This window comes from Olsenella sp. CU969 (assembly GCF_905219715.1).
Taxonomy (GTDB): domain Bacteria; phylum Actinomycetota; class Coriobacteriia; order Coriobacteriales; family Atopobiaceae; genus Granulimonas; species Granulimonas faecalis.
Map to the genome: position 1 here is coordinate 1 of NZ_CAJMXC010000088.1, position 7,829 is coordinate 7,829.

At 66.8% G+C, this 7,829-nt stretch carries 3 protein-coding genes; all 3 read left to right on the forward strand.

All coding sequences use genetic code 11. From position 1 onward, the window contains the following. Nucleotides 1-74 precede the first annotated feature (74 nt). Nucleotides 75-1,847 carry an NTP transferase domain-containing protein gene (locus JX283_RS07435; RefSeq protein WP_204830007.1) on the forward strand — a complete coding sequence of 591 codons (1,773 nt, stop codon included), beginning with the start codon at nt 75-77 and terminating at the stop codon, nt 1,845-1,847. Between the two features lie 41 nt (nt 1,848-1,888). Continuing rightward, on the forward strand, nt 1,889-2,836 hold the full coding sequence (locus JX283_RS07440; RefSeq protein ID WP_204830008.1) for a DMT family transporter: 948 nt from the start codon (nt 1,889-1,891) through the stop codon (nt 2,834-2,836). Nucleotides 2,837-2,944: 108 nt separating this feature from the next. Continuing rightward, complete coding sequence (locus tag JX283_RS07445; RefSeq protein ID WP_204830009.1) at nt 2,945-4,954, forward strand: YidC/Oxa1 family membrane protein insertase; 2,010 nt, start codon at nt 2,945-2,947, stop codon at nt 4,952-4,954. The last annotated feature ends 2,875 nt before the right edge of the window (nt 4,955-7,829 follow it).

Sequence of the window (7,829 nt, forward strand, 5' to 3'; positions counted from 1 at the left end):
GTTTTTTCATATTGACATTTGTTCCGAACAAGAGGATTCTCTCCATATACGAACGAATCGCAGGGGAGGGCCTCATGGCTTTGGACCACAACGGCTTCAGGGTTTTGCGCACCCTTATGGACGGAGGCCGCCACACGCAAAGGGAGTGCGCCCTGGCGGCCCATCTGGGCGTGGCCACGGTGAACAAGGCGGTCCGCGCGCTCGAGGCGGACGGGCTCGTTTGCGACGGCGCCATCACCCAGGCGGGCCGTGAGGCCATGGAGCCCTACCGCGTGGACAATGCCGTGATCATGGCGGCAGGCCTTTCCAGCCGCTTCGTGCCCTTGTCCTACGAGCGGCCCAAGGGCCTGCTCAAAGTGCGCGGCCAGGTGCTCATAGAGCGCCAGATCGAGCAGCTTCTCGAGGCCGGCGTGCCCAAGGTCTACGTGGTGGTGGGCTACAAGCAAGAGCTCTTCTTCTACCTGGAGGACAAGCACCCCGAAGTCGCCATCGTCGTGAACCGCGAGTACGCCTCCCGCAACAACAACTCCTCGCTCAAGGCGGTGGAAGACAAGCTCGCCAACACCTATATCTGCAGCTCCGACGACTACTTTGAGGAGAANCCCTTCGAGGCCTACGTGTGGGGCTCCTACTACGCGGCCCAGTACGCCGAGGGGCAGACATCCGAGTGGGTCATGACCTGCGGCCCCCACGGCCGTATCACCAAGGTGGAGATCGGCGGTGCCGACGGCTGGTACATGCTTGGCCAGGTCTACTTCGACCGCGCCTTCTCCAGACGCTTCCGCCAGATCCTCGACGAGGAGTACGACCGCCCGGCCACGGCCCCCAAGCTCTGGGAAGAGATCTTCATCGACCACATCNACGAGCTGCNCATGGCCATCCGCCGCTATGAGCGGCCCATCATCCACGAGTTCGACTCCCTGGACGACCTGCGCGAGTTCGACCCGCTCTTCCTCGACAACATCGNCTCTGCGATCATCGACAACATCACGGGGGCGCTGGNCTGCTCGCGNGCCGAGATCTGCGACGTCTACCCCCTAAAGGAGAGCCTGACCAACCTCTCCTGCCACTTCTCCACCAACGACGGCGAGTACGTCTACCGCCATCCCGGCATCGGCACGGAGAACATCATCGACCGCAAAAGCGAGCTCGCCGCGCTCGCGGCGGCCAGGGACATGGGCCTCGACTCCACGTTTATCTGCGCAAACCCGGAAGAGGGCTGGAAGATCTCGCGCTTCGTGCCCGGTGCCACCACCATCGACGCCCACACTCCCGAGGGCCTCGCGCAGGCCATGGCCGTTGCCCGCAAGNTTCACACGTCGGGCATCATCCTCAAAAGCACGTTCNGCTTCTATGACGAGGCAAANNNCTATGAGGCCCTGNTGCGGGAGAAGGGCCCCATCGAGGTGCCGGAGTACGGGCGCTGGAACGAGCTGGCNGAGCGGGTCCACGGGGCCATGGCGCAAGACGACGCCCCTGTCACCGTCACCCACAACGACTTCTTCTACCTCAACTTCCTGGTGGAGCAAGACGGCACCTTCAACCTCATCGACTGGGAGTACGCCGGCATGGGTGACTCGGCCAACGACCTGGCCACGTTCTCGGTGTGCTGCGAGCTCTCGCCCGAGGAGGTGGAGCAGGCCATCGACCTCTACTACGAGGGCAAGGCCACGCCCGAGGAGCGCCGCCACAACCTGGCCATGATCGGCATGTGCGGCTGGTGCTGGTACTGCTGGAGCCTCCTCAAGGAGAGCGACGGCGACTTCATCGGCGAGTGGCTCTACATCTACTACCGCTACGCCAAGAAGTACCTCGCCCTGGCCGCCGACCTCTACGGCATCGCTTAGACGCCAGCGCCCCGGCGCGGGGCAGAAGGAAAGGAACCGTCATGGGATACGGGCTTGCCAGCGGCCTTCTGTGGGGCCTCGACACCGTTATCTTGGGCATCGCCCTCTCGATGGCCCCCTATGTGGGCACTGCCGAGGCCGTGGCCTTCGCGGCCATCGTGAGTGCCGCGTTCCACGACGTGTTCTGCGCGGTGTGGATGTTCTTGCTCATGGCGGTGCGCGGGCGCCTTAAAGACACCGTGGCGGCCCTCAGGACCCGCAGCGGTAAGGTGGTGGCCGCAGCGGCGCTTCTCGGCGGCCCCTTCGGCATGACGGGCTACGTGGTGGCCATCAACGAGCTGGGCCCGGGCATCACGGCCATCATCTCCAGCTTCTATCCCGCCTTTGGCGCTTTTTTGGCCGTGTTCGCGCTCAAGGAGAAAATGGAGCCCAAGCGCTGGGTCGCCCTGGCCGTGGCCATGGCTGCCATCATCGTGATGGGCGCGGCCGCAAGCGACATGGAGATGCCCGGCAACGCCATGGTGGGCATCGCGGCCGCCCTCGCCTGCGTGGTGGGCTGGGGAAGCGAGGCCGTGCTGCTGGCGTGGGGCATGCGCGACGACTCCGTGGACAACGAGACGGCGCTGCAGNTCCGCGAGANCNCCTCGGGCCTCGTGTACCTCGTGGTCATCCTGCCGCTCTTCGCGGCGTGGCCCTTTGCCGCCCAGGTCTTTGCCACGCCGGCCACGGCCGTGGTGGCGGGAGCGGCGCTGGCGGGCACCGTGTCGTACCTCTTCTACTACAAGGGCATCGACAAAATCGNCGCCGCCAAGGCCATGGCCGCNAACATCTCCTACTCCGCCTGGGCCGTGGTGCTGGGCATGGTGCTTCTCGGCCACGTCCCCAGCCCCGTCGAGGTGCTGTGCTGCATAGCCATTCTCTGCGGCACGGTGCTCGCCTCGGCCGACGACTGGAGCCAGCTCGTCCCGGGCAGGCGCGCGTCCTCCTAAGCCCGGCTCCTCAGGCACCCTGTCGGTTTTTTGTCGAGTTACAAGCGGGGGTGTATCGTTTCCAAGGCCCCTTTGGGGTTCGATCACCCTGCAAAGACAAGGACCGCAGTGCTGCAGATTCTCGCCGACATCTTTGGGGCCGTCCTCGACCCCATCTACGCGCTCACCGGCAACTGGTGGGTGTCCATCGCCCTGTTCACCGTGGTGACCAAGGTCATCCTCATGCCCATCTCGCTGTGGTGCCAGAAGAACTCGCTGCTCGTGGTGAGCCTTTTGCCCCAGGTGAACGCCCTCAAGGTCAAGTACTTCGGCGACCGCGAGNCCATCGGGGAGGCCCAGAACGCCCTCTACAAGGAGAAGGGCTACCACCCGCTGCTCTCCATGCTGCCCCTGGCCATCCAGGTGCTCATCCTCTTCGGCCTCGTGGACGTCATTCNCTCCATCACGNCCTCGGGCGCCCCCGGTACCGAGCTCCTCGGCCTCGTGCCCCTTGTCGACGGCGGCTGGTCGTGGGCCATGCCGGTGCTGGCCGCGCTCTCCTCGGCCGCCCTCGGCCTCGCCCAGAACCACATCAACCCGCTTCAGCGCGAGCAGTCCGCTACCGAGAANGCCTCCACCAACNGCCTGTCCANCNCGCTGTCGGCCATCCTGGGCGTGTCGGTGGCGAGCGGCATGGTGTTCTACTGGATCTGCTCCAACCTCATGGCCATCGGCGTGCAGCTGGCCTGCAACGCGATCATGGACCCCAGGAAGCACGTGGACTACCCGGCCCTCCGCGCCTCCCAGGAGGAGCTGGCGGCTCTCGAGAACCTCAACCGCCGCGCCGGCTCGCGCTTCAAGCCCGACCCCCTGACCCGCCGCGAGCGCGTCGACATCGCCCGCTTCAACGACGTCATCGACAAGTCGCTCGTCTTCTACTCCGAGGGCAGCGGTTTCTACAAGTACTTCCGCGGCGCCATCGAGTGGCTTCTGGCCCACTCCGACGTGCGCATCCACTACATCACCAACGACCCCGACGACCAGGTCTTCAAGATCCACGAGATCCAGCCGCGCCTCATTCCCTACTACGTGGGCGAGAAGCGNCTCATCNCCCTCATGATGAAGATGGACTGCGACGTCTTCGTGGCCTCCCTGGCCGACCTCGACAACTACTACCTCAAGCGCTCCTATGTGCGCCAGGACATCGAGTACGTGGACATGCTGCACCACATGACCTCGATGCACCTCGTGGGCGCGGCCAACTGCCACGACCACTACGACACGATCTTCTGCGTGGGCCCGCACCAGGTGGCCGAGACCCGCGCCTCCGAGCGGCTGCGCGGCGTGCCGGCCAAGAACCTCGTGCCGGTGGGCTACGACCTGCTCGACCGCGAGCGCGCCGAGTTCGCCGCCCGCCGCCCGGCCCGGGGCCGCCACTTCAAGAGCGCGCCTGCTGTCGCGCCCGCGGGTCGCCCCATGGCCCTCGTGGCCCCCTCGTGGCAGGACGACAACCTCCTCGACCTCTGCGGCGAGGAGGCCGTGCGCTCCCTCGTGGGCGCGGGCTTCTCCGTGGTGGTGCGCCCGCACCCCGAGTACGTNAAGCGCTACGGGCCCCGCTGGGAGGCCCTCAAGGGGCGCCTCGCCGACGTCTCGGGCTCCGTGTCGTTCGAGGACTTCTCCGGCGAGGGGTCCATCTTTGACGCCAGCGTGCTCGTGACCGACTGGTCGTCCATCTCGTGCGAGTACTCGTTCACCACGGGGCGTCCCACGGTCTTCGTGGACACGCCGATGAAGGTGGGCAACCCCGACTGGCGCGACATCGGGCTCGAGCCCACCGACATCTCCTTGCGAAATCAGATCGGCCGCAGCGTGGCTGTGGACCAGATCGGCTCCCTCGGGGAGGTGGCCCGCTCCATGGTGGCCCGGCCCGAGCACTGGCGCCGCGTCATCGAGGACGTCTACGACGGCTTCGTCTTCAATCACGGGCACGGCGGCGAGGTGGCCGGGCGCTATCTGCTCGACGCCGTGCTCTCCGCCCAGGCCCGCCGCACCGGCGCGGCTGGCGCCAAGCCTGCCGCAGGCGACACCGCCGTCGCCCCTGCGGCCACCGACCTCAAGGAGGGAAGCCGTGAGGCCTAAGACCCGCCGCACCCTGGCCCGCCTCGCCCTCGACGGCGCCTGGGCCCTCGCCTGCGTGACCCTCGCCCTGGNCCNCACACCGGCCTTCGCCTNCGTCNANCCGTCCGTGGTCACCTACACCATCCAGGCCCTGGCCGGCGTGGCCGTGGCCCTCTCGGCCGTGGTCGGCGTCGTGTGGCGCCGCGTGCGCCGCCGGGTGTTCGCCTTGCTCAAGATCGATGAGAACCGCGACAAGGTACGCGACCCCGAGGTTCACGAGATCGACCCGTCCGCGCCTGGCGCGTCTGAGCTCCTCGCCGCCGCCGATGCCGCCGCCATGGCCGACGATGCCTTGGTGGGCCCTCGCCGCCCCCAGAACGTGCGATGGCTGCCCCGCTTCTTGCTGGCCCTGCTCGCCTGGGGCTGCCTCGTCTACACCCTGGGCGTCGTGACGCCCTTGGAGATCGTGGCCACGAGCCTCGACAGCTTCGTCTTTGGTGCAGGCCCGGTGGCGGGCCCGCTGGTCGTCTTTGCCCTCGTGCTCATCGTCGTAGGCGCGCTGCTCCTGTCCCTGGTGCGGGGCCGCGCCTTCACGGTGACCGTCTCGGTGGTGGCGGCCCTTGCCGTGGCTTGCTTCGTGCAGTCGACCTTCCTCAACACGGGCCTGCCCGTGGCCGACGGCAAGCCGGTGCCTTGGGACGACTACACCAAGATCACCGTGGTCTCGTCTCTGGTGTGGATCGCTCTTGTGGCCGGCGCGGTCCCGTTCGCACTGGCCAAGGGCNGCTCGGCCAAGANGNTGGCCTGTGTGCTCTCGGTGGTGCTCGTGCTCGTCCAGTCGGTGGGCCTCGCCTCCACCTGGAGCGACCAGCAGCGCGCCCTCGACGAGCTGGGCTCCGGCAGCACGGTCTGGGACGGCAAGCCCCTCGTGACCACGGAGGGCATAAGCGAGCTCTCCGACAAGGACAACGTGGNGATGTTCGTCCTCGACACGCTTGACAACAAGTACCTCGACCAGGTGCTGGAGCGCTATCCCGATGCGCTTGACGGGTTCACGGGCTTCACCCGCTACGCCAACTCCTCCGGCGTCATGATCCCCACTCGCTTTGCCATGAGCTCCCTTATCACGGGCCAGCACCTCGATGAGAGTGACGCCGCCTATGGCAACGCCAAGATCACCGAGTGGTACTCCGGCGACAACAACCNCGTGGACGCNATGGGCAGCCTGGGCTTTGGCGTGAACGTCTACGCCACCGACCTGCCCCAGTGCGNGGGTCCCCTGCAGGGGCGCGTGGGCAACATCCATCGCATCGACTTTTCTGCCCCGTTCTGGCCCACGGTAACCGAGCTGTGGAAGTGCTCGCTCTACCGCGAGAGCCCCTGGGCAGCCAAGCCGCCGTTCTGGTTCTACAGCGGTGACGTTGTGGGCACCCTGATGGGCGACAGCTCGGGCAACGGCTCCAACACGCCGTTCAAGCTCGATGACGAGGCCTATATCGATGCGGTTCGCTCCGAGGGCCTTTCCTTTGGCGACGACGTGGAGGGCGAGACGGGCACCTGTCGCCTCATCCACATGATGGGCTCCCACTACCCGATCACGCTCACGGCCGACGGCAAGCGCGTGGAGGAGGGCCAGACCGACTACGTGGACCAGACCCGCGGCGCCCTTCTCGGCGTGGAGGCTTACCTCGACGAGCTCAGGCGCTTGGGCATCTACGACCAGACCACCGTGATCGTCACCGCCGACCACGGCGAGTGGTACCTGGCCGATGAGATCAGCGAGCCTTCCAGCCCCTTCCTTTTGGTGAAGCCCGCCGAGACGGCCGAGCAGGCCGCCCAGCCCCTCAAGGTGAGCCATGCTCCCGTGNGCCAGCGCGACCTGCCGGCCACGCTGCTCAAGGCCATGGGCGACCCCAACTACAGCGACTGGGGCCGCGCCGTGGACGAGATCGGCGAGGACGAGCAGCGCACGCGCCTCTACGACGCCACCTCCGTGGTGGGCGACGCCCATGTGTACACGGCCATCAAGGAGTGGGCCATCACGGGCGACGTTCAGGACTGGAACGCTTGGGCCAAGACCGGCCGGGAGTGGGCTATTGAGGAGTGACNACGCGGCCGGCCGGTNANNGGGCGGCNTGGACAAGNGCGCCTGCCTGCGAGGGGTTCTCGCGGACAGGCGCCCTTTGCTTGCGCNGGGCCGGTTTACCGGCGTTTTTCTCGGCCGTTCTTGGCCTTGTCCCCTAGATGCCGAAGGAGCCGCCCAAGGCGCCCACCACGCGGTCGAAGCGCGCGGGCCCCAGAAGGGCCAGCATGAACAGGGCGAAGAGGCCGCCCACGGGGTCGGAGTCGGAGAAGCGCTGGTAGAACTGGGCGACCTTGCGCACGTAGGCGTTGTCGAGGTTCTCCACNGACAGCATGTGGATGACGTAGTTGGCGTTCCAGTGGAAGGCCACGACGTCGGCGCCGGCCATGAGGCGGGTGCAGCGCTCGTAGACCTGTTCGGCCAGCTCCTCGTTCTCGCAGAACTGGGTGGTCACCTCGTCGAGGAGGGCCTCGGGCCACTCGCCGTCGCGCACGTGGTCGATGGCGGCCTCGTCGGCGGTGATCTCGACGAGGATCTGGGGCGGCAGGAGGGCGGCGAGGATGTCGTCGCCATCGGTGCCGAGGGGCTCCACGATGGTGGGCTTGGAGGCGTTCTCGAAGACGTCGGCGTCGCCGATCTCGGCGAACTTGGCCGCCCAGTTGACGCCCATGGACTTGCCGCCAGTGAGCATGCCTGCCAGGATGCGCGGCGTGAGTGCGATGCCGGTGGTCACATAGACGGGGTCGGTTCTCTCGTTGTCGCTCACAGGCTGTCCTCTCCCTGGGTGCTGCCGTGTTATGCAAACTCCACAAT